Source organism: Streptomyces glaucescens (assembly GCF_000761215.1).
GTDB lineage: Bacteria > Actinomycetota > Actinomycetes > Streptomycetales > Streptomycetaceae > Streptomyces > Streptomyces glaucescens_B.
The window spans coordinates 465,593-486,403 of sequence record NZ_CP009438.1 but is presented as its reverse complement, the minus strand read 5'-3'; the positions used below and the strand labels follow the sequence as shown (position 1 = coordinate 486,403).

The window sequence follows — 20,811 nt, the reverse complement described above, 5'->3', positions numbered from 1 at the left end:
TCGCTTGTCCGGCATGCCGCCAGGCGTCAGGATCGGCGCATGGTCCCGACTGCGCCGGACGGGCGTGCCGGTATCGACGCCGGCCTGGTGAAGCGTCTGATCGCCGCTCAGTTCCCCGAGTGGAGCGGTCTGCCGGTGGTGCCGGTGGAGAGGGACGGCTGGGACAACCGCACCTACCGCCTCGGTGACGAGATGACGGTCCGGCTGCCCACCGCCGCCGGTTACGCGCCCGCGGTCGACAAGGAGTGCGAGTGGCTGCCCCGCCTGGCCCCCGCCCTGCCCGTGGCCGTCCCCACGGTCCTGGCCAGGGGAGCCCCGGGCGAGGGATATCCCCACCCCTGGTCCGTCCGGCGCTGGCTGCCCGGTGAGACGGCCGCGCCCCGGCGCATCGGCGACCTGACGCGGTTCGCCGCCGACGTCGCCGGGTTCGTCCTGGCCCTCCAGCGCTGTGACCCGACGGGCGGTCCGCTCGCCGGGGCGCACAGCTGGTACCGCGGCGCGTCGCCGGCCCACTACGACGAGGAGACACGCCGCTGCATCGCGGCCCTGGACGGCCGTGTCGACACCGCGCGGGCCACCGAGGTCTGGCAGGCGGCGCTCGACGCCGGCCGGCGGGGCGCGCCGGTGTGGTTCCACGGCGACATCGCGGCCGGCAACCTGCTGGTGACCGGCGGGCGGCTGTCGGCGGTGATCGACTTCGGGACCTCGGGCGTCGGCGACCCGGCCTGTGACCTCGTGATCGCCTGGACCATGTTCCGCGACGACAGCCGCGAGGTGTTCCGCCGGGCGGTCGGCCAGGACGACGGCACCTGGGCGCGGGCCAGGGGCTGGGCCCTGTGGAAGGCCCTGCTGACCCTGACGGAGTGCGCCGGTCCCCGGGACGAGCGGGCCGCCGGCAGCCTGTCGGTGATCGACGCGGTCCTGGACGACCACAGACGCTTCGGGTGACCCGGACGCCGGCCCCGCGGCCCTCCGGCGGCGGCACGGCGGACGCGGTTCCCGCGTGGCCCCGGCAGCCGCCCGCGGGACCGGCACGGCGACGGCGGCCCGCGGATCCCCCGTGCGCTCCGCGAACGTGAGGCTCGGGCGGCCCGGGCGATGCGCGCGGCCAAGCTCTGAAGTTGCTCAAGAAGAGCTTGGGCCGGTGATCGCGCAGGGCATGCTCCGGCACACATCACAACGCACGGCAACGGGGTGAAGAGCATGGAGTACGTGGCGATCCTGGGCATCGTCCTCATCGCGGTGGTCCTCTCGGCGGTACGCGGGGGAAACCGCTCATCGCGGCGCCGTTCCTGGTGGAGCGGCGACAGCGGCGGGAGCGGCTGGTCGTGTGGAGGCGGCTCGTCCTGCGGCGGCGGCTCGTCCTGCGGCGGGGGCGGGGGCGGCGACTGACGCGACGGGCCCGGAACCGGGGGCGCGGATACTGGTCTGCACCAACCTCTTGCCCCCGTCCCTCCGCCGACGCAAGCTCCCCTCATGGAGCTGGAGTTGCGGCATCTCAGAACGGTCCGGGCCATCGCCGACGCCGGAAGCCTCACCAGGGCGGCGACGGCGCTGGGGCTCGCGCAGCCCGCGCTGAGCGCACAGCTCAAACGGATCGAGCGGGCGCTGGGCGGCGAGCTGTTCGAGCGGGGACGGCACGGCGTACGGGCCACGGCACTCGGCGAGCTGGTCCTCGAACGCACCCGCATCGTGCTGCCCGCCGTGACCGAACTCCAGCAGGAGGCGGCCCGGTTCGCCCGCACCCCCCGCGCCTCGGCCTGCCTGCGGCTCGGCGGCACCCACGGCCCGCTGCTCGGCGCCCTGGTCGACCGGCTCGCCGACGCGGTGCCCGACGCCCGCGTGACCACCTGCACCTCCTGGTCGGAACGGCAGCTGGCCGACCAGCTCGCCGAGGGCCGGCTGGACTTCGCCCTCGCCGGCACCTGCGGCTCCGCGGCACCGCCCGGCGCCGAGGGCCTGGTCTGGCGGGAGATCGCCGTGGACCCCGTCTTCGTCATGCTGCCCGAGGGCCACGCCCGTGCCACCGCGCCCGAGATCGCGCTGAGCGAGCTGGCCGACGAGGAGTGGGCCTGCGTGCCCGGCGACGGATGTTTCGGGGACTGCTTCACCGCGGCCTGCGCCCGCGCCGGCTTCACACCGCACCGCATGTACGAGACGGACACCTCCTCCCTGGTGCACCTCGTCCAGGTCGGCAGGGCGATCGGCTTGTGCCGCGCCACCTTCCCGGCCGCCCCGGGAATCGTCACCCGGCCGCTCAGCGGAACGCCCCTGGCCTGGCGGCATCTGCTCGGCTGGCACGCGGGGACACCGGACGCGGACACCGCCGCCACGGTGCTCGCCCAGGCGCGGGCGGCGCACACGAGGGTGGCGGCGCGCAGCGACAGCTACACCGCGTGGCTCGCGGCGCACCGCGGGTCCTAGCTAGTGCCTGTCGTTGGGATCACCCCGGCGTCGCGGGGCCTGGCACGCGCATCCGCGGCGTTGTCGTCGGTCGCCGACGCTCCGCGTCGGCTCCCTCCTCCGCCTTGCAGCCGCACCAGACCCCGCTCGGGTCGGTCGAGAGGCTCCCGACCTCAAGCCGGGCTGATCCGAACGCAAGGCCCCAGCGGCAGGAGGCGCCCCCTCGGGGTCCTGCCGGGCTCCCGGCACCGCGCCTCGCCGCGTCGCCGCCGGGCTGCCGCCGCCTGGCCGCCGACGCCGGGGCCGCCTTCCATAACGCCGGGGAGAGGGCCGACCGGTGTCTTCTGCGGGCCGGCCGGCCGTCCCTACGGTTTCGGCATCTCCCCACCGAGCGAGACCCGAACCGAGGAGACCTCCCCATGCTCCGACGACACATCCGGGCCAGAGCCGCGGGTGCCGCCGTGGTGGCGACGGCCGCCCTGCTCGTGGCCGGGCTCAGCGGCTCCGCGAGCGCCGGGCCGGCCGCCGCCACCACTTCCGCCGCGCAGACGCTGCGCACCGACGCCGCCCCGCCCGCGCTGCTCCGTGCCATGGAGCGCGACCTCGGCCTGGACCGGCGGCAGGCGGAGCGGCGCCTCGCCAACGAGGCGGAGGCCGGCGCCACCGCGGGCCGCCTCGGCGCCGCCCTGGGCGGCGACTTCGCGGGCGCCTGGGTGCGCGGCGCCGAGTCCGGCACGCTCACCGTGGCGACGACCGACGCCGGCGACGTGTCCCTGATCGAGGCGCGGGGCGCGCGGGCCGCGGTCGTCCGCCACTCCCTCGCCGAGCTGGACGCGGCCAAGGCCCGCCTGGACCGGGCCGCCGGGCGGCACGCCGGCGCGGACGTGCCGGTCTGGTACGTCGACGTGCCCTCGAACAGCGTCGTGGTGCGGGCCGTTCGCCCGGCCGCGGCACGTGCCTTCCTGGCGGCGGCCGGAGTCGAGCGGGCCCTCGCCCGCGTCGAGCGGACCGCCGAGCGGCCCCGCCCGCTGTACGACCTGCGCGGCGGTGAGGCGTACTACATCAACAACAGCGGACGCTGCTCGATCGGCTTCCCCGTCACCAAGGGCACCCAGCACGGCTACGCGACCGCCGGGCACTGCGGCCGGGCCGGGGCGAGCACCACCGGCCACAACCGGGTGGCGCAGGGCACCTTCCAGGGCTCGGTCTTCCCGGGCCGCGACATGGCCTGGGTGGCCGTCAACTCCCAGTGGACCGCGACCCCGTACGTCAAGGGCGCGGGTGGGCAGAACGTCCAGGTCACCGGCTCCACCCAGGCGCCGGTCGGCGCGTCCGTGTGCCGGTCGGGCTCCACCACGGGCTGGCACTGCGGCACCGTGCAGCAGCACAACACCAGCGTCACCTACCCCGAGGGCACCATCACCGGCGTCACCCGCACCTCGGTGTGCGCCGAACCCGGGGACTCGGGCGGGTCGTACATCTCGGGCAGCCAGGCGCAGGGCGTCACCTCGGGCGGCTCGGGCAACTGCAGCAGCGGCGGCACGACGTACTTCCAGCCGATCAACCCGCTGCTCCAGAACTACGGCCTGACCCTGAGGACGACGACGGGTCCCGAGAACCCGGAGGACCCGGAGGACCCGGGCGAGCCGGGCGGCACCTGGGCGGCCGGCACCGTCTACCAGCCGGGCGACACGGTCACCTACGGCGGCGCCGGATACCGCTGCCTCCAGGGTCACCAGGCCCAGCCCGGCTGGGAGCCGCCGAACGCGCCGGCGCTGTGGCAGCGGGTGTGAACGCACGCTGAGGCGGTGCGCCGCCGGCCGGTCGACGGGGGAGCGGGCGGACGTGGTCCCGGGGTGCCTGAGCGCGCCCCGGGACCACGCGTGTTCCGTGGTCCTCGCCCCCCGCGAGGGCGGAGGCCGACTGCGCGGCCGTGCGCCGGGCCTGACGAGGTGGCACCGGCGCGCGCCCGGCGGGACGCCGGGCGCCGCCGTGCCGATCGCCGGGGCCGTGGCCGTCCGGGCGGCCCGCCGGGCGGGCGTGAGCACCCGGCGGCCGCTCGCCCCGTCGAGGTGCAAGGAGAGGCTTCCCCGCACCGTCGGTGACGGCGAGGGTTCCTCCCGCCCCACCGGCGTACAGGGAAGCCGTCCCCCGCCCCACCGGCGTACACGAAGGCCGCACCTCGCCCCACCGGCGTACACGAAGGCCGCCCGCGGCCCCACCGCCTACAGGAAGGCGGCACCCCGCCCCACCGGCGTACAGGAAGGCCGCCCCCGCGCCGTCGGCGTCCGGCCGATCGGCGTGCCGTCCGCCGGGCCGGGGAACGTGCCGCCCGGCATTTCCGCGCGACCGACCCGGCGTCGTAGAACGGTGGATTCGAACGCGACACCGCGTCCGAATACCGCCCCCGAGCGGCCGGATCGACCCTGTACGCGCCCAGTCTCCCCCGGTATCGCAGTCATCAGCGCATTCCTCGCGTGGCTGGCTCACCACCTGATCGGAGGCTGACCATGGACCCCACTCCTGGCCCCACTTCCCGCCACCCCGCACGGCCGGTCCGTCCCGCACGGCCGGAGCGCGCGGCATGAGCACCGGCCCGCAGAAGTACCCCGGGGCCTCGACGGCCTACTGGTACCAGGACGACTTCCCGGGTACGGCGATGCGGACGAACACGATCGTCTGGCACTCCACGGAGGGCACGTCACTGCCGGCCTACGGCGGTGGCGCGTCGGCGCCCAACTTCACCGCCAAACCCGACTTCGCGGCCAACAGGCTGGTCTGGTACCAGCACTTCGACTTCGACGTGTCCAGCCGCGCCCTGGTCAACAACGCAGGCGGCGTGGAAACGAACACGCTCAACGTGTGCCAGGTGGAGGTGGTCGGCACCTGCGACCCGGCCACCCACCGCCGATGGGGGTCGACGCCCCACCTGTACATGCCGGAGCTGCCGCACTGGGTGATCCGCGACCTCGGGGCCTTCGCCCGCTGGGCCCACCAGCGGCACGGCGTGCCGCTCACCTCGGGACGGACCTTCAAGGCCTACCCCGGCTCGTACGGCGCCGGCAACGGCGTGCGGATGTCCCCCGGCGCGTGGAGGGACTTCAGCGGGCACTGCGGGCACCAGCACGTCCCGGAGAACCTGCACGGCGACCCCGGGGCCTTTCCGATGACCGCCGTTCTCGCCGCCGCCAAGGGCACCGCACAGGAGGACCCCATGCCGTACTACGTCAACCTCGGCACCGCCGAACCCTACCGTCTCGGCTCCGGCGCCTGGGACTCCGTCGAGTTCACCCAGGAGTGGACCGACGAGCTGGGCCACCACCCCGCCGGGAGCAGCGTGTGGGTGCGCGGCGCCTGCCGCTTCTCCGGGTCCCTGAGCCTGCGGGTGAGCGGTCTGGAGCCCGGGCGGACCGTGCAGATCCGGATGTCCGAGTCCGAGGGCAGCGACCTGGTGCAGGACCACCCGATCCACGAACTGGTCGGTACCGGCGGCGACTCCTTCGCGGTGGTGCCGCTGGTGAAGCGGCTCGGAGCCGGGCGGGCGATGCGGGTGCGGCTCCTCAACACCCAGCAGACGCCGGTGACGGTCGTGTCGGCGGTGGTGACCGCGCTGGTGTGGAAGGAGGGCTGAGACCGGGAAGTCCCGCTCCGGGCGCCGGGTGGTGCCCCGCCGCCCGGAGCGCCGGAGCACCACCCCGGCCCGGGCCGGGACCCCAAAGGGAAACAACGCCGTCTATGTCTTCTTTGCGTCATTCGTCATAGCGCGGTCGCCGGGCGCTGCCAACCCGAACTGTCCGTTTGTTATGACCATGTGATAGCAACGTCATCGAGCGCGGACCCGGTCGACGGTAGGTTCGATCGTCCGGCTCCGGGGCGATCACCGGCGTCAGCAGATCCGGTGGCCGTGAGCCCCGGACCCTTCCGCAGGCGTGAGTGACGTCTCGGTGACGCCCCAAGAGCAAGGAGATCCAGACGGTGCCCGTCCGCCGCCTAGCGCAGCCCCCGCGGCCCACTTCCGAAGACGTCCCAGCCGTCCCGAGACCACGGGACGGCGCTCCCGGGGACCGAGGAAACCGGCCGGCTCCGGCGGCCGGCGGCGCCGGACTCAGACTGGACATCCAGGGTCTGCGCGCGGTGGCCGTCTCGCTCGTGGCCATCTCCCACGCCGGGGTGTCGTCCGTGGCCGGCGGATACGTCGGCGTGGACGTCTTCTTCGTGATCTCCGGATTCCTGATCACCTCGCTGATGCTCCGCGAGTGGAGCCGCGAGGGCCGGATCGCGCTGGGCCGCTTCTACGCCCGCCGGGCGCTGCGCCTGCTGCCCGCCTCCACCCTCGTCGTGCTGGCGACGCTGGCGGGCTCCTGGCTCTTCCTCGGCCCGCTGCGCTTCGCGGACTACGCCAAGGACGCCATCGCCTCCGCCTGGTACGTGGTCAACTTCCGCCTCGCCGAGGCGGGCACCGACTACTTCAACACGGACGTGCCGCCCTCGCCGTTCCAGCACTTCTGGTCGCTGGCGGTCGAGGAGCAGTTCTACCTGATCTGGCCCATCGTCCTGATCGTCGCCCTCAAGCTCTTCCGCCGCCGGGCCCTCCTGGCGATCCCGCTGCTGGCCCTGGCCACGGCGTCCTTCGCCCTGAACCTGCACCTCACCGAGACCTCCCCCTCCTGGGCCTACTTCGGTTCGCAGGGCCGCATCTGGGAGCTCGCGGTGGGCGCCCTGCTGGCGCTGGCCGCGCACCGCCTCGACGACATCCCGCGCCCGGTCGCGGCCGTCCTCAGCTGGGCCGGGCTGGCCGCCATCGGCTACTCGGCCGTCGTCTTCGACGAGAGCACCCGCTTCCCCGGCCACAACGCCCTCATCCCGGTGCTCGGCGCCGCCGCCGTCCTCGCCGGAGGCGCGGCGGCCGGCCGCTACGGCGCGGGCGCGGTCCTCGCGCTGCGCCCCGCCGTGTGGATCGGCGGCATCTCCTACGCCTGGTACCTCTGGCACTGGCCGCTCATCATCATCGTTCCCGCCGCAGCCGGCTTCGGCGAGCACGAGGGGCCGCTGCGGCTGATCGCCGCGCTGTGCGGCATCCCGCTGGCCTGGCTGACCCTGCACCTGGTCGAGAACCCGATGCGCTTCCACCGCGCCTTCAAGGCCCACGCGGCCCGGGGACTCTCCCTGGGCCTGGGCCTCTCCGCCGTCGCGGCCGCCCTGGCGGTGGTCGCCACGCAGTTCCCGCCCACCCTGGACGAAGGCGCCGCCCGGCCCAGCCCCAAGGCGACCATCGCGGCGGCGTCCGACCCCCGTGCCGCCCTGGTCGAGCTGCTGGAACAGCGGGTGGACAAGCTGCCGTCCAACCTCGAACCGAGCATGCGCGACACGGCCTACAAGCGGTCCCGGGTCTACACCGACGACTGCGCCCTGACCATGGCCGACACGGTGCAGACCCAGCCCTGCCTGTACGGCGACAAGGACGCCGAGCGCAGCGTGGTCCTCTTCGGCGACTCACACGTCGCCCAGTGGTTCCCCGCGCTGGACGAGATCGCCCGCAAGCACCACTGGCGGCTCTACTCGTTCACCAAGAACGCCTGCAAGGTCGCCCAGATCACCATCGAGTACAACGGCGGCCCCTACTCCACCTGTGACGACTGGCGGGCCACCACCCTCGAGAAGATCCTCGACATGGAGCCCGAACTCGTCATCACGTCCAGCTCCAACTCGGCGAAGCTGTACGGGGACGGCGACATGGCGCAGGCCTGGGGCAAGGGCCAGGCCGAGACCTACCGCAAGCTCCAGCAGGGCCGCACCCGGGTGCTCACGCTGCTCGACACCCCGTGGCCCAAGAACAACGCGGTGGACTGCGCGGTCGCGCACCCGGACAGCCTCGGCTCGTGCGCCCGGGACCGTTCCGAGGCGGACCCCAAGCCCGAGGTCACCAAGGCGATCCGGGCGGCGGCCGCCGCCGAGGACGTGGCGGTCATCGACCCCTACGACTGGGTCTGCGCCCCGTCCGGCAACTGCCCCGTCGTGGTCGGCAACACCATGGTGTACCGGGACTACGGACACCTGGCGGACGGCTTCGTCGAGGCGCTCACCCCGGTGGTGGAGGCCGAGCTGCTGAAGCTGTTCGGCACGGACCTGAGCCGGCGTCCCGGAGCCTGAACCGGCACCCGCGGGGCCCGTTCCGCCGGTCACACCGGCGGAGCGGGCCCCGCGGCGTACCGACGGCACCCCACCGCACGGCACCAAGGAGATCGACGGGTGTCCGATCTGGACTTCTACGCCCACGTCGCCACGCGCGGCGCCGTCCTCGGCACCGGACTCGGGTCCGCCCCCGGCGCCTGGACAGCGGCACTGGGGACGGACCACCTCGACGACCCCGGCCGGGGGCTGCTGCGGCGGGACTACGGCCTGGTGGAGGTCTCCTTCGCGGAGTCCGGCGGGACCCTGTCCTGCTTCGGGATCGGGGTGCAGATCCACCGTCTCGTCCACGGCCCGTGCGTGCCGCCGGCCCTGAAACGGGCGTACGGGCGGTTCGCGGCCCGCGTCCGTTTCGAGGAGCTGCGGTCCGCGGTCCTCTCCCTGGGCGGCGCGGTCGAGCCCGACGACCTCTCGGGGGACGTCCACCGCTACCGCGTCCCCGGGTCCGGCGCCCATGTCTTCGTGATCGACGACCCCGACCCCTACGGGTCCGGCGACCACGACACCGAGGACCCGGGAATCCACCAGGCGGGCGACGTCTGGAAGCTCAGCGTGTGGGGCGCGCGCTGACGAACCCGGCGCCCGGCAGGCACCCGGGAGGCGGCGCCGGCGCCTTCACGCCCCGCCCCCCGCCCTGGCCAGTGCCCGGTGCTCCGTCGGCCGGCCGGCGCCGGGGTACGGCGGCTGGTGCTGCTGTCCGCCCGGGTCTGGGCCGAGCTGGGCGAGGAGCACCTCGCCACCGAGCGGGCGGTACAGGCGTCCGGCCTGGAGTGGACCGTCCTGCGCCCCACCTGGTTCGCCCAGAACTTCACCGAGCTCGACTTCATAGCCTCCCCGCTGGCCGGCCCGGGCGAGCTGCGGCTGCCCACCGGTGAGGGACGGGAGGCGTTCGTCGACCTGGCGGACCTCGCGGACGTCGCGGCGGCGGCGCTCACGGAGGACGGACACGCCGGACGCGTCTACGTCCTGTCCGGCCCCCGTTCGCTCAGCTTCGGGGACGCCGTCGCCGAGATCGCCCGCGCCTCGGGCAGGCCGCTGCGCTTCGTCCCGGTCACCGAGGACGAGTACCGCGCCGACCTCGCCGCCGCCGGACACCCGGACGCCGTGGCCGACGAGCTGATCGTGCTGCTGCGGCACATCCGCGAGGAGCGCGGCGCGACGGTCACCGACGGCGTCCGGGAGGCACTGGGCCGGCCCGCCCGCGATTTCGCGGAGTACGTCGCCCGCACCGGCTTCGGCACCCTCCGCGAACCCGTCTCCTGACGGCGCCGGGCAGCCCGGCGGGGAAGCGCGCGCGACCCGCCGGGGCGGTGGTTGGCCCGGCGGGGGAGTGGGACGCTGAAGGTAGCACTGCGCGCCGAGGACACTCGGGAGGGCCGTATGGGACGCGACGTCCCGGCGATGGCGTTCACCCGCGAGGACCGTCGCCGGTTCCGGCACAAGATGCACGAGTGCCTCGACGTGTTCGCGCGGATGCTGCGCGAGTCCCGCTTCGACTTCGAGCGGCCGCAGGTCGGCCTGGAGATCGAGCTGAACCTCGTGGACGCCTCCGGCGAGCCCGCGATGCGCAGCACGGACGTCCTGGAGGCGATCGCCGATCCGGCCTGGTCGAGTGAGCTGGGCCGGTTCAACCTGGAGATCAACATCGAGCCGCGGCGGCTGACCGCGGGCGGCCCGGACTCCTGGGAGCGGGAGATCAGGGACGCGCTCAACCACGCGGAGGAGAAGGCCGCCGCGATCGGCGCGCACCTCGTCATGGTCGGGATCCTGCCCACGCTGGAGCAGAAGGACGTCGGTCCGGCCGCGCTCTCCGAGAACCCGAGGTACCACCTGCTGAACGAGCAGATCTTCGCCGCCCGCGGCGAGGACCTGCTGATCTCGGTGGACGGCGTCGAGCGGCTGGAGACCTTCGCGGACACCATCACGCCGGAGGCGGCGTGCACCAGCACGCAGTTCCACCTCCAGGTGTCCCCGGACGAGTTCGCCCCCTACTGGAACGCCGCCCAGGCCGTCGCGGGGGTGCAGGTGGCCCTCGCGGCGAACTCTCCCTTCCTGTTCGGCAAGGAGCTGTGGCGCGAGACGCGGCTCCCGCTGTTCGAACAGGCCACCGACACCCGGCCGGACGAGATCAAGGTGCAGGGGGTGCGCCCCCGGGTGTGGTTCGGCGAGCGCTGGATCACCACCGTCTTCGACCTCTTCGAGGAGAACGTGCGGTACTTCCCCGCGCTGCTCCCGCTGTGCGACGACGAGGACCCGCAGGCGCTGCTCGACCGCGGCGAGATCCCGGGGCTCGCCGAGCTGACCCTGCACAACGGGACGATCTACCGCTGGAACCGCCCGGTCTACGCCGTCGTCGACGGCGTGCCGCACCTGCGGGTGGAGAACCGGGTGCTGCCCGCGGGCCCCACGGTGGCCGACATCCTGTCCAACGGCGCCTTCTACTACGGCCTCACCCGCGCCCTGGTCGACGAGGACCGGCCGGTGTGGTCGCGCATGTCCTTCTCGGTGGCGGAGGACAACCTGCACACCGCGGCCCGGCACGGGATCGACGCCCACCTGTACTGGCCGGGGATGGGCGAGGTCCCGGTGACCGAGCTGGTGCTGCGGCGCCTGCTGCCCCTGGCGCACCGCGGGCTGGAGCAGGCGGGCATGGACGCGGCCTGGCGTGAGCCGCTGCTGGGGGTCATCGAGCAGCGGTGCGTCAGCGGGCGCAACGGCGCGGTGTGGCAGTCGGAGATGTTCCACCACCTCCACGACCGGCCCCAGGTGAGCCGGCACGAGGCGCTGCGCCGGATGACCCGGCAGTACCTCGACTACATGCACCTCAACGCCCCCGCGCACACCTGGCCGGTCGAGTGAGGCGGCGGCCCCCGGACGGCCGACGGCAACGGACCGCCGCGGGTACGGGCCGCGACGGCACCGGCCGCCGACGGCACCCGTGGGGAACCCCGCGGCTCCCGCGAGCGTTGACCGGGCGTACGGCGTACCGACGACCGCGACGAACAGCGACAGAAGCCGAGGTAGCACCAGTGGCGATGTGGGACCGGATCAAGGACCAGGCCAAGAACCTGCAGCAGCTGCAGGGCGCTCGCCAGACCAGCGGCGGCCACGCGCCGCACGGCGGGCAGGGCCATGGGGCGGGCTCCTCCTCCGGGGGATCGAAGGCCCAGCTGATCGGGCTGTTCAAGTCCCAGCTGGCCTCGGTCAAGACCGAGCTGAAGAGCGGCGCCTACCGGGACGCGAGCATGGCGATGTGCGCGCTGGTGGCCGTCGCCGACGGGCACGTCGACCCGGCGGAGCGACAGCGCGTGGAGGAACTGATCGTCACCAACGAGGTGCTGCAGAACTTCCCGGCCGACCAGCTGCGCCAGCGGTTCAACCAGCACGTGGACCGGCTGCTCGGCAACTTCGAGGCGGGCAGGGCCGAGGCCCTCCAGATCATCGCGAAGGCCGCGAAGAAGCCCGCCGAGGCCCGCGCGGTGATCCAGACCGGCATCGTGGTCGCCGGTGCGGACGGGCACTTCGACATGAACGAGCAGCAGGCGGTCCGCGAGGCGTGCGGTGCACTCGGCCTCTCCCCGGCGGAGTTCGGCATCTGAGCGCCGCCGGCGCCGGCCCGCCCCCGGAGCCGCAGGAGCCCGCGCAGGCGTGGCCGCGGCGGCCCCGGGGGCCCCGTCAGCCCTGGGCGCTGAAGGTGCGGCGGTAGGCGGCGGGGGAGATGCCGACAGCCGTCCTCATGTGCGCCCGCAAGGAGTTGCCGGAGCCGAAACCCGCCCGGTGCGCGACCAGGTCGACCGGCCAGTCCGTGGTCTCCAGCAACTGCTTGGCCAGTTCCAGCCGTTGCGCGGTCAGCCACTGACCCGGGGTCATGCCGACCTCGTCGCGGAAACGCCGGGTGAAGGAGCGCAGGCTCATCCGGGCGTGCTCGGCGAGCCGGGCGAGCGTCAGGGGTTCGCCGAGGTGCTCCAGTGCCCAGGCGCGGGTGGCGCTGGTGCCGCTGACGGTGGGCTCGGGCACGGGACGGTCGATGTACTGCGCCTGCCCGCCGTCCCGCCAGGGCGGTACGACGCACATCCGGGCGGCCCGGTTGGCCGCGGCGGCGCCGTGGTCCCGCCGGATCATGTGCAGGCACAGGTCGACACCGGCCGCCACACCCGCGGAGGTCAGCACGTCACCGTCGTCGACGAACAGCACCTCCTCGTCGACCTTGACCATGGGGTAGGCGCTGCGGAACTCCGGCGCCAGGTTCCAGTGCGTGGTCGCGGGCCTGCCGTCGAGCAGCCCGGCGGCGGCGAGCACGTAGGACCCGGAGCAGATGGACACCAGCCGGGTGCCGGGCCGGATGCGGGCGATGGCCGCGGTGACCTCGGGCGGCAGCGGGCCGCCGCGGCCCAGCTCGGGCATGGCGTGCGTGGGCGGGATGATCACGGTGTCCGCGACGGCCAGGGCTTCCGGCCCCGCCGCGGGGCGCAGGGTGAATCCGGCATCGCTGAGCACGGGCGCGCCGTCGGCGGTGCAGACGGTGACCTCGTAGAGCGGGCGGCCCTCGGCGTCCTCGACGCTGCCGAAGACACGGGAGGGGATGCCCAGCTCGAAGGGCGGCACCCCCGGCAGGGCGAGCACCGCGATCCGGTGACGCCGAGGAGGCCCCTCGACGTGGTCCCGCTCGTCGTCCGCCGTCCGGTCGTGCACTGCGCGCATGGCCGGATCCTGTCACATGGTGACCGTACGGCCAACACCACGGCGGCCCCGGACACCGCATCGTGGACCGGGTCGCCGGGGAAGGCTCCCGGCGACGACCCGATCGAGACGAAGCGAGGCAGACATCATGCGTGCGGTGGTCGTGGAGCAGTGGGGCGGACCCGAGGCCCTGGTCGAGCGCGAGGTCGAGCGGCCGGAGCCGGGACTGAGCGAGGTCCTGGTGCGGGTGCACGCGGCCGGCGTCAACCCGGTCGACTGGAAGACGCGCGCCAGCGGCGCCCTCATCGAGTGGGGCGCGGTACCGGCCGTCGGCTGGGACGTGTCCGGCACGGTCGAGGCCGTCGGACCGGGCGTGAGCGTCCACCGTCCCGGTGACGAGGTCTTCGGCATGCCCCTCTTCCCGCGCCAGGCCGGCGGGTACGCCGAGTACGTGGTGGCGCCGGCCCGGCACTTCGCGCCCAAGCCGGCGGGCCTCACGCACGTGGAGGCGGCGGCCCTCCCGCTGGCCGCGCTGACCGCCTGGCAGGCCCTCGTGGACGCGGCCGACGTGCGCCCGGGGCAGCGGGTGCTGGTGCACGCCGCGGCCGGCGGAGTCGGTCACTTCGCGGTCCAGGTCGCCAAGGCGCGCGGCGCCCACGTCATCGGCACGGCCAGCGCCGCCAAGCACGACCTGGTGCGGGAGCTGGGCGCGGACGAGGTGGTCGACTACCGCGCGGTGCGGTTCGAGGACGTCGTGTCCGACGTCGACGTGGTGCTGGACGGGCTCGGCGGGGAGACCGCCGAGCGGTCCCTGAAGGTGCTCCGCTCCGGCGGCCTGCTGATCACCCTGCCCGGCCCGGACGACGTCCCCGCCGCCGCGGACGGGGTGCGGGCCACCTGGATGCTGGTCGAACCGGACCACCTGGGCCTGCGCGAGATCACCGCCCTGGTGGAGCGGGGCGCGCTGAGGCCGGTGGTCGAGACCGTCCTGCCGCTGGAGGAGGCCGCGCAGGCCCACCGGATCGGAGAGCGGGGACGCACCACCGGCAAGATCGTCCTGACGGTCGCCTGACCCCCGGGGCCCGCCGGCGGAGCCGCCCGCCGGGGCAGGGCCCAGGACACGCGGCCGCGGCCGACGGCGCCGGCGACGCCCCGCCCGAGCGGCGGGGCCGTGGCCGTCCGGCGCGGTCAGCCGCGTTCCGGCTCGCCGCGGCGGCCCCGGCGGGGAGCGGGCCCGACGGGCCGGCCCCGTTTCACCCGGGCGGTGAGGGGCACTCCGCGATGTCGGACACTCGTAACCCGAGCCGGGGAGAGAACACCATGGCGGTGCGGCACTGTCTCATCAGGACCAGCCCGGGAACGGTGTGGGCCGTTCTCGCCGACGGGACCCGCTACGCGGACTGGGTGGTGGGCACCTCCAGCTCGCGGCCCGTACGGGGCCACTGGCCGCAGAAGGACGCGGCGATCGGCTACGAGGTGCGGATCGGACCGGTCGGGCTGACCAACGAGACGGTGGTGCGGCGCTGCGAGGAGGGGACCCTGCTGGAACTGGAGGCGAAGGCCGGCTGGCTGGGCACCGCCAGAATCGCCATCGAGCTACGGCCGTGGGGAGAGGACTGCCTGGTCATCGTGGACGAGCACCCGCTGCGCGGCGCGGGCGGCCTGCTGCACAACGTGGGCACGGAGGCGATGATCCAGCTGCGCCACCGCGCCATGCTGGCCCGCCTCTCCCGGCTCTGCGAGGCCGAAGCCCGCACCGGGACACGGGACACCACGGACGGGCGCAGCGCGCGCACGAGCGCCGGCGCGCCCGGAGGTGAGCATGCCTGACGCGGTGGTCGTCGGGTCCGGACCCAACGGACTGGTCGCGGCGAACCTGCTGGCCGACGCGGGCTGGAGCGTGACGGTCCTGGAGGAACAGGAGGACGCCGGTGGCGCCGTGCGCCACGACCGCGGCGTCGACCCCGAGTTCGTCAACGACCTGTTCAGCTCCTTCTACCCGCTGGCCGCGGCCTCCCCGGTCGTGTCGGGGCTGCGCCTGGAGGACCACGGACTGCGCTGGAGCCACGCGCCGCACGTGCTGGCGCACCCGCTGAGCGACGGAAGCTGCGCCGTCCTGGACCGGGACGTCGACGCCACGGCCGCTTCCGTGGACGCCTTCGCGCCCGGTGACGGCGCCGCCTGGCACCGGCTGCACGACGTGTGGCAGCGCATCCGCGGGGAACTGCTGGACGCCCTGTTCACGCCCTTCCCCCCGGTGCGGGCCGGTGCCCGCCTCGCCGTACGGCTGCGTGCCGCGGGCGGGCTGCGGCTCGCCCGCAGTCTCGTGCTGCCGGTGCGGCGCCTGGGCGAGGAGGAGTTCCGCGGCGCCGGCGGCCGGCTGCTGCTCGCGGGCAACGCCCTGCACGCCGACCTGGCCCCCGAGGCGGCCGGCAGCGGCGGCTACGGCTGGCTGATGTCGATGCTCGGACAGACGTACGGGTTCCCCGTGCCGGTGGGCGGCGCGGGCGCCCTCACCGAGGCCCTGACCCGGCGGCTGCTCGCCCGGGGCGGCACCGTGCGCTGCGGGCACCGCGTCGAGGAGATCGTCGTCCGGGGCGGCCGGGCCGTCGGGGTGCGCACGGCCGGCGGGGAGGCGGTCGAAGCCCGGCGCGCGGTCCTCGCGGACGTGTCCGTGCCCGCCCTGTACGGCAGCCTGGTCCGGCCGGAGCACCTGCCCGGCCAGGTGCTGGAGGACCTGCGGCGCTTCCAGTGGGACTTCGCGACCTTCAAGGTGGACTGGGCGCTCGACGGGCCGGTGCCCTGGCGGGCCGAGCAGGCGGCGCGGGCCGGCACCGTTCATCTCGCGGACGGTGTGGACGAGCTGACCAGGTTCGCCGCGCAGATCGCCATGCGGCAGGTCCCGGACCGCCCCTTCGCGCTGTTCGGCCAGATGACGACCGCCGATCCCGTGCGGTCGCCGAAGGGCACCGAGTCGGCGTGGGCCTACACGCACGTGCCGCTCGACGTCGCCTCCGACGCGGGCGACGAAGGTCTGACCGGCGCCTGGGGGCCGGCCGAGCAGGAGATCATGGCCGACCGGGTCGAACGCCAGGTGGAGCGGTTCGCCCCGGGCTTCCGCTCCCTGATCCGCGCCCGCCGCGTCCTCGCCCCGCCGGCCCTGGAGGCACTCGACGCCAACCTGCACCACGGCGCCATCAACGGCGGCACCACGGCCCTCCACCAGCAGCTCTTCTTCCGGCCGCTGCCCGGCACCGGACGCCCGGAGACCCCCGTCACCGGGCTGTACCTGGCGTCCGCGGGCGCCCACCCGGGCGGCGGCGTGCACGGCGCCCCCGGCGCCAACGCCGCCCGCGCGGCCCTGCGCCGCCGCCTGCCGCCCGGGCGGGCCCGCGCCCAGCGCGTCCTGGCCCGCCGAGACCGCACGGGCCGCAGACGATGACCGGCCCGCACCCCACGCGGGCCGCCCCGGCCCAGGGCCCCGCGCGGCCCGGCCGAGGTGGCCGCACTCCCGTGCCCCGGCACGTCGGGTACGGGCGGGCGGCGGACGCGGACGCGCGGCGGACGCGGACGGGCCCGTACCGGGCGCCGTCGACGCGAGCGCGGGTCCGCGTACGGCCGGTCCCGTGCGCGGGTTCCCGCGCCGTGACGCGGGGCCTGCCCGGATCGCGCGGGCCGCGGCCGGTGGCGACCCGCCCACCCCCGCCGTCGGCGACCCGGTCCGGGGACCGCCGACGGCGCAACCCGCGCCCCGGCAGGTGCTCCCGGAACACCGGCCCGCCGTCGGGGTCCCACGACGAGGGGAGAGGGTCCCCATGACGCACGGCCCACTGGAGAACCGCACCGTCGTCGTCACCGGAGCAGCCCGCGGGCTGGGCGCGGCCGTGGCCCGGGACCTCGCCCGGCGCGGTGCCCGGCTGGCCCTGCTCGGGCACGAGCGGGACGCCCTGGAAGCGGTGGCCCGGTCGCTGCCGGGCCCGGCGGTGGCGCACGAGGCCGACATCACCGACGGCCCGGAACTGCGCCGGGCCGCCCGGCGGATACGGGCCGGGCTGGGCCCCGCCTCGGCCGTCGTCGCGAACGCGGGGATCGCGGAGGGCGGCCCCTTCGCCACCGCGGACCCGGACCGCTGGCGCCGCGTGATCGACGTCAACCTCACCGGCAGCGCGCTGACCGCCCAGACGTTCCTGCCGGACCTGCGGGAGACCGCCGGGTACTACCTCCAGGTCGGCTCACTGGCCTCCTTCGGCGCCGCGCCCCTGATGAGCGCCTACTGCGCCTCCAAGGCGGGCGTGGAGGCCTTCGCCCACGCGCTGGGGGCCGAGGAGGCACACCACGGGGTGGCCGTCGGCATCGCCTACGTGAACTGGACGGACACCGACATGATCCGCGACGCCGACCACTACCTGGTGCTGCGGGAGCTGCGCGGTCACATGCCGCCGCCGGCTCGGCGCGTCTATCCGGCGGAGCTGGTCGCGGCCCGGCTGGGGCGGGCCGTGGAACGGCGCCGCCCCACCGTGTACGTCCCCGCCTGGCTGCGTCTGGTCCAGGTGACGCGTGCGGCGCTGCCCCCCGTGGTGCTGCGGGTGTCGCGCCGCCACCTGCCGGCGCTGGAGTCCGAGCCCGCGTTCCGCCACACCGGGCCCCTGGGGGCCGGAGGCCGCGCCGACGAAACCGCGGTCCGCACGGATCCCGGGCGCCCGTCCGGCTGACGGAAGGAAGGCGTTGACCGATGCAGACGTTCCTGCCCGACCCCGACTTCCGGCGGACGGCTCTGCTCCTGGACCGGCGTCGGCTGGGCAAGCAGCGGGTCGAGGCGCTCCAGGTGCTGCGCGGCCTGACCGTCCCCGGCTACGGCTGGCGCCGGCACCCGGCCGTACGGATGTGGTCCGGGTACGAGGAGGCCCTCGTGCGGTACGGCCTGGAGATCTGCCGGGCCTGGCGGGAGCAGGGCCACCAGGACAGCTGCGCCGCGTCCCTGGTCGCGGGTCTGGCCGCGCACCGGCCGGGCCTCGCGGTGCGGCACCAGGAGGAGCTGGCGGCCGCCGGCGAGCTGCCGCCCTGGCTCGGCGACGAGGCGTTCCACGAGAGCCACCGCTCCGCGCTCGTCCGCAAGGACCGGGAGGTCTACGCCGAGCTGTTCCCCGGAGTGCCGGACGACCTGCCCTACGTGTGGCCTGCGTCGGACCGTGAGCCGAGGCAGGCGCCCACCGGTGAACCGCGCGGTCAGAAGGCGTAGCGGACGTCCAGCCAGGGCGCGTGGCGGCCGATCAGGGCGCGGAGGTCGTCCACGGCCCGCGCCTTGACGCCGTTGCGGTAGCGCACGTTCAGCGCGCCGTTCTCGGAGCGCTTGGCCTGCTGGATGTCCGGTCGCCACAGGACGTCCTCGGCGCGGGGGTGCCAGCCGAGGTTGACCTCGTGCAGGTCCCGGTTGTGCGTCAGCATGATCACCTCGGCGGCGGCCTGCCGCTTCACCCGCTGCGGCAGCTCGTCGTCGAGCTGCTTCAGCAGCTCCGCCCAGGCGTCCTGCCAGCCGGGCCGGACGACCACGGGGGAGAGGTTGAAGTGCACCTCGTACCCGGCGTCCAGGAAGTCCGCGGCGGCGCGGATGCGCTCGGCGACGGGAGTGGTCCGTACGTCCAGCAGCCGGGAGTCGTCCCCGGGCATCACCGAGAAGCGGATCCGGGTGCGGCCCCGCGGCTCCAGGGCGAGCAGGTCGGGGTTGACGAACTTGGTGGCGAACGACGCCTTGGCGGTCGGCCACTGCCGGAAGGCGCGTACGAGATCGGCGGTGTTGTCGCTGATCAGGGCGTCCACCGAGCAGTCGCCGTTCTCGCCGATGTCGTACACCCACGACCGGGCGTCGCACTGGTTCGGCTCCGTCTTGGGTCCCTGCCGTGCCACGTGCCGGGCGAGGTGGGCGATGATCCGCTCGATGTTGGTGAAGACGGTGACGGGGTTGGCGTACCCCTTGCGGCGGGGCACGTAGCAGTAGGCGCAGGCCATGGCGCAGCCGTTGGACGGCCCGGGGGCGATCCAGTCGGCGGACCGGCCGTTGGGGCGGGTGGTGAGGTTCTTCCGTTCGCCGAGGACCAGCGTCTCCCCCTTGACGCGGACCCAGCGCTCGACGTTGCCCTCGTTGCCGTGCAGTCCGGGGATGCGCCAGTGCGAGTCCACGGGGATCACCCTGGCGCCGGGGAACCGGGCGATGATCTGCCGGCCGCGCGGGGAGGCGGCCGCCGCGGGCTCGGCGTGGATCTCGCGCACGTCCAGCAGCCGGCGGGCCGTGGGGGAGTCCCGGAACGACGGGCGCTGCCCGGCCGGGGCGGGCGCGAGCGCGTCGAGGCCGAAGAGGGCGCCGGAGTCGTCGTCCGGGACGGTGGACGGGTGGGACATGACGGGCTCCGGTGCGGTGGTGCGAGTGGTGCGGGCTGCTGCCTGGGTGGTGCCAGTGGTGCCGGTGGTGCCATCGGTGCCGGTGGTGCGCGGTCGGCGCCCGGGCGCGGGAAGGCCCGGCGTGGGGCACTTGTTCCACTGTAGGCGGACACGCCGCAAGCCCGGTTTGGGCGGCGTCCGTGCCGGACAAAGGTTCGGGGACGCGCCGGACCGACCCGGTGGCGGCAGACCCGAGGAGGCGGCCCGATGAGACTCCGGCCCGACCTCGCCCCCCTGCGCGACCGGGTGGGCGAGGCGATCTTCTCCCGTGTCGCCGGGCCGGACGGCGCCGAGAACCGCGCCCTCATCCATGGCACACCCGGCCCCCGCTGGTTCGGCCCCGACCGGCCCGTCCGCAGGGTGCACGGTGACGCCTCGATGTTCATAGGCGGCCTGTCCGCGCTGCTGCTCCAGTCGCTGCACCCGCTCGCCATGGCCGCCGTGGCCGCGCACTCGGGCTTCCGCGGCGACCCCTGGGGCCGGCTCCAGCGGACCAGCACCTTCCTGGCCGTCACCACCTACGGCCCCGCCGCCGCGGCCCAGGAGGCCTGCGACCGGGTCCGCGCCGTCCACGAGCGGGTCCGCGGCACCACCGCCGACGGCCTCGCCTACTCCGCGTCCGATCCGCACCTGCTCTGCTGGGTGCACGTCGCGGAGGTCGACAGCTTCCTCCGCGCCCACCAGCGCCACGGCGCCCACCCCCTCGACGACGCCGGCTGCGACGGGTACGTCGCCGACATGGCCCGCGTCGCCACCGCGCTCGGCGTACCCGACCCGCCGGCCGACCGCGCCGCACTCGCCGAACGGCTGGCCGCCTACCGCGGCGAGCTGCGGGCGACCCCCGAGGCACGCAGCACGGCGCGCTACCTGCTGCTGCGCCCGCCCGTCCCGCTCCTCGCCCGGATGCCCTACGCGGCCGTCGCCGCGTCCGCCGTCTCGCTCCTGCCGGAGTGGGCCGCCCGCGAGCTGTGGCTGCCCCGGCTGCCGGTCGCCGAGGACCTGTGCGTGCGCCCGCTCGGCACGGCGGTGACCGCCGGCATCCGGTGGGCGATGACCGCACCCCGGGAGCGGGCGCACGGAGGCCGCGCCTGACCCGGCGCGGCC

The 20,811-nt window shown here is 75.0% G+C and carries 17 protein-coding genes; 15 read left to right on the top strand and 2 right to left on the bottom strand.

The window, feature by feature from the left end; all coding sequences use genetic code 11:
- The first annotated feature begins 39 nt into the window (after positions 1 to 39).
- The 9 genes from SGLAU_RS02065 to SGLAU_RS02020 all read left to right on the top strand — a co-directional run bounded on the left by SGLAU_RS02065 (position 40) and on the right by SGLAU_RS02020 (position 12,191).
- Complete coding sequence (locus tag SGLAU_RS02065) at positions 40 to 948, top strand: aminoglycoside phosphotransferase family protein (RefSeq protein WP_043497802.1); 909 nt, start codon at positions 40 to 42, stop codon at positions 946 to 948.
- 528 nt (positions 949 to 1,476) lie between these two features.
- Complete coding sequence (locus SGLAU_RS02055) at positions 1,477 to 2,424, top strand: LysR family transcriptional regulator (RefSeq protein WP_043497800.1); 948 nt, start codon at positions 1,477 to 1,479, stop codon at positions 2,422 to 2,424.
- Between the two features lie 398 nt (positions 2,425 to 2,822).
- The gene (locus SGLAU_RS02050; protein WP_099052752.1) at positions 2,823 to 4,196 is read left to right on the top strand and encodes an alpha-lytic protease prodomain-containing protein; all 1,374 of its coding nucleotides are present in this window, start codon (positions 2,823 to 2,825) and stop codon (positions 4,194 to 4,196) included.
- A gap of 791 nt (positions 4,197 to 4,987) precedes the next feature.
- Positions 4,988 to 6,034, top strand: coding sequence for an N-acetylmuramoyl-L-alanine amidase (locus SGLAU_RS35840; RefSeq protein ID WP_208868874.1), 1,047 nt, complete (start codon positions 4,988 to 4,990; stop codon positions 6,032 to 6,034).
- Between the two features lie 344 nt (positions 6,035 to 6,378).
- Complete coding sequence (locus SGLAU_RS02040; protein ID WP_078957556.1) at positions 6,379 to 8,553, top strand: acyltransferase family protein; 2,175 nt, start codon at positions 6,379 to 6,381, stop codon at positions 8,551 to 8,553.
- 99 nt (positions 8,554 to 8,652) lie between these two features.
- Positions 8,653 to 9,162 (top strand): hypothetical protein, encoded by a 510-nt coding sequence (locus SGLAU_RS02035; RefSeq protein WP_043497796.1) that lies wholly within the window; start codon positions 8,653 to 8,655, stop codon positions 9,160 to 9,162.
- A 78-nt stretch (positions 9,163 to 9,240) separates the two neighbouring features.
- Positions 9,241 to 9,855: an NAD(P)H-binding protein gene (locus SGLAU_RS02030; protein ID WP_107408954.1), complete on the top strand. Its 615-nt coding sequence runs from the start codon at positions 9,241 to 9,243 to the stop codon at positions 9,853 to 9,855.
- Positions 9,856 to 9,972: 117 nt separating this feature from the next.
- Positions 9,973 to 11,451, top strand: a complete 1,479-nt coding sequence (locus SGLAU_RS02025) for a glutamate-cysteine ligase family protein (RefSeq protein ID WP_043497794.1) — start codon at positions 9,973 to 9,975, stop codon at positions 11,449 to 11,451.
- A 170-nt stretch (positions 11,452 to 11,621) separates the two neighbouring features.
- On the top strand, positions 11,622 to 12,191 hold the full coding sequence (locus tag SGLAU_RS02020; RefSeq protein ID WP_043497793.1) for a tellurite resistance TerB family protein: 570 nt from the start codon (positions 11,622 to 11,624) through the stop codon (positions 12,189 to 12,191).
- Between the two features lie 76 nt (positions 12,192 to 12,267).
- On the opposite strand, the gene SGLAU_RS02015 is transcribed toward SGLAU_RS02020, so the two are convergent.
- The gene (locus tag SGLAU_RS02015; protein ID WP_078957555.1) at positions 12,268 to 13,293 is read right to left on the bottom strand and encodes a GlxA family transcriptional regulator; all 1,026 of its coding nucleotides are present in this window, start codon (positions 13,291 to 13,293) and stop codon (positions 12,268 to 12,270) included.
- 127 nt (positions 13,294 to 13,420) lie between these two features.
- Here SGLAU_RS02015 and SGLAU_RS02010 point away from each other — a divergent pair, with 127 nt between their 5' ends.
- The 5 genes from SGLAU_RS02010 to SGLAU_RS01990 all read left to right on the top strand — a co-directional run bounded on the left by SGLAU_RS02010 (position 13,421) and on the right by SGLAU_RS01990 (position 18,511).
- On the top strand, positions 13,421 to 14,344 hold the full coding sequence (locus tag SGLAU_RS02010) for an NADP-dependent oxidoreductase (protein WP_043497791.1): 924 nt from the start codon (positions 13,421 to 13,423) through the stop codon (positions 14,342 to 14,344).
- 248 nt (positions 14,345 to 14,592) lie between these two features.
- On the top strand, positions 14,593 to 15,102 hold the full coding sequence (locus SGLAU_RS02005) for an SRPBCC family protein (RefSeq protein WP_043497789.1): 510 nt from the start codon (positions 14,593 to 14,595) through the stop codon (positions 15,100 to 15,102).
- Positions 15,095 to 16,714, top strand: coding sequence for a phytoene desaturase family protein (locus SGLAU_RS02000; protein WP_043497787.1), 1,620 nt, complete (start codon positions 15,095 to 15,097; stop codon positions 16,712 to 16,714). Before SGLAU_RS02005 ends, SGLAU_RS02000 begins: the two co-directional genes overlap by 8 nt.
- Before the next feature lie 373 nt (positions 16,715 to 17,087).
- Positions 17,088 to 17,984 (top strand): SDR family oxidoreductase, encoded by an 897-nt coding sequence (locus tag SGLAU_RS01995; protein ID WP_043497785.1) that lies wholly within the window; start codon positions 17,088 to 17,090, stop codon positions 17,982 to 17,984.
- Positions 17,985 to 18,004: 20 nt separating this feature from the next.
- A complete protein-coding gene (locus tag SGLAU_RS01990; RefSeq protein ID WP_043497783.1) occupies positions 18,005 to 18,511 on the top strand; it encodes an MSMEG_6728 family protein in 507 nt (168 codons plus the stop codon).
- On the opposite strand, the gene SGLAU_RS01985 is transcribed toward SGLAU_RS01990, so the two are convergent.
- Positions 18,499 to 19,668, bottom strand: a complete 1,170-nt coding sequence (locus SGLAU_RS01985) for a spore photoproduct lyase family protein (protein WP_043497781.1) — start codon at positions 19,666 to 19,668, stop codon at positions 18,499 to 18,501. The two genes, SGLAU_RS01990 and SGLAU_RS01985, sit on opposite strands and share 13 nt — an antisense overlap.
- A 246-nt stretch (positions 19,669 to 19,914) precedes the next feature.
- On the opposite strand from SGLAU_RS01985, the gene SGLAU_RS01980 reads away from it, so the two are divergent.
- Positions 19,915 to 20,799, top strand: coding sequence for an oxygenase MpaB family protein (locus SGLAU_RS01980; protein WP_043497779.1), 885 nt, complete (start codon positions 19,915 to 19,917; stop codon positions 20,797 to 20,799).
- Positions 20,800 to 20,811: the final 12 nt, after the last annotated feature.

Coding starts and splice junctions, on each gene's coding strand:
- SGLAU_RS02010 (WP_043497791.1), top strand. CDS start 13,421: ATGCGTGCGGTGGTCGTGGAGCAGTGGGGCGGACCCGAGGCCCTGGTC.
- SGLAU_RS02050 (WP_099052752.1), top strand. CDS start 2,823: ATGCTCCGACGACACATCCGGGCCAGAGCCGCGGGTGCCGCCGTGGTG.
- SGLAU_RS02000 (WP_043497787.1), top strand. CDS start 15,095: ATGCCTGACGCGGTGGTCGTCGGGTCCGGACCCAACGGACTGGTCGCG.
- SGLAU_RS02015 (WP_078957555.1), bottom strand. CDS start 13,293: ATGCGCGCAGTGCACGACCGGACGGCGGACGACGAGCGGGACCACGTC.
- SGLAU_RS01995 (WP_043497785.1), top strand. CDS start 17,088: ATGACGCACGGCCCACTGGAGAACCGCACCGTCGTCGTCACCGGAGCA.
- SGLAU_RS01980 (WP_043497779.1), top strand. CDS start 19,915: ATGAGACTCCGGCCCGACCTCGCCCCCCTGCGCGACCGGGTGGGCGAG.
- SGLAU_RS35840 (WP_208868874.1), top strand. CDS start 4,988: ATGAGCACCGGCCCGCAGAAGTACCCCGGGGCCTCGACGGCCTACTGG.
- SGLAU_RS01990 (WP_043497783.1), top strand. CDS start 18,005: ATGCAGACGTTCCTGCCCGACCCCGACTTCCGGCGGACGGCTCTGCTC.
- SGLAU_RS02055 (WP_043497800.1), top strand. CDS start 1,477: ATGGAGCTGGAGTTGCGGCATCTCAGAACGGTCCGGGCCATCGCCGAC.
- SGLAU_RS02065 (WP_043497802.1), top strand. CDS start 40: ATGGTCCCGACTGCGCCGGACGGGCGTGCCGGTATCGACGCCGGCCTG.
- SGLAU_RS01985 (WP_043497781.1), bottom strand. CDS start 19,668: ATGTCCCACCCGTCCACCGTCCCGGACGACGACTCCGGCGCCCTCTTC.
- SGLAU_RS02005 (WP_043497789.1), top strand. CDS start 14,593: ATGGCGGTGCGGCACTGTCTCATCAGGACCAGCCCGGGAACGGTGTGG.
- SGLAU_RS02025 (WP_043497794.1), top strand. CDS start 9,973: ATGGGACGCGACGTCCCGGCGATGGCGTTCACCCGCGAGGACCGTCGC.